The 405-nt window shown below is 61.2% G+C and carries 1 pseudogene; it reads left to right on the top strand.

What is annotated here, in order from left to right:
- A pseudogene (locus K9U40_RS24290) lies at positions 1-405 on the top strand (transposase); the annotation flags it as partial.

Genomic DNA, 405 nt, shown 5'->3' with positions numbered 1-405 from the left:
TCAAGACCGAAGCGGTCAAGCAGATCACCGAACGCGGGCACAAGGTGGCCGACGTGTCGGCCAGGCTTGGCGTGAGCCAGCACAGCCTGTACGAATGGATCAAGGCGCGCCGAGCACCGCCTGGTGAGCGTCATACACAGCTGTCGCAAACCGATGAGCTGCGCCGCTTGAAGGTCGAACTCAAGCGTGTGACCGAGGAGCGCGACATCCTAAAAAAGGCCGCAGCGTACTTTGCCAAGCAGTCCGGGTGAAGTACGCGTTTATCGAGCGACATGAGCACGAGCACAGCGTGCGTCGGATGTGCAAGGTGATGACGGTGCACCCCAGCGGTTACTACGCCTGGAAGGCCGAGCCTGCGAGTCCTCGCGCCAAGGACGATCAGCGACTGTTGGGACTGCTCAAGCA

Source organism: Xanthobacter autotrophicus (genome assembly GCF_030015065.1).
Lineage (GTDB): Bacteria > Pseudomonadota > Alphaproteobacteria > Rhizobiales > Xanthobacteraceae > Xanthobacter > Xanthobacter autotrophicus_D.
This window is presented reverse-complemented; position numbering and strand designations above follow the sequence as displayed.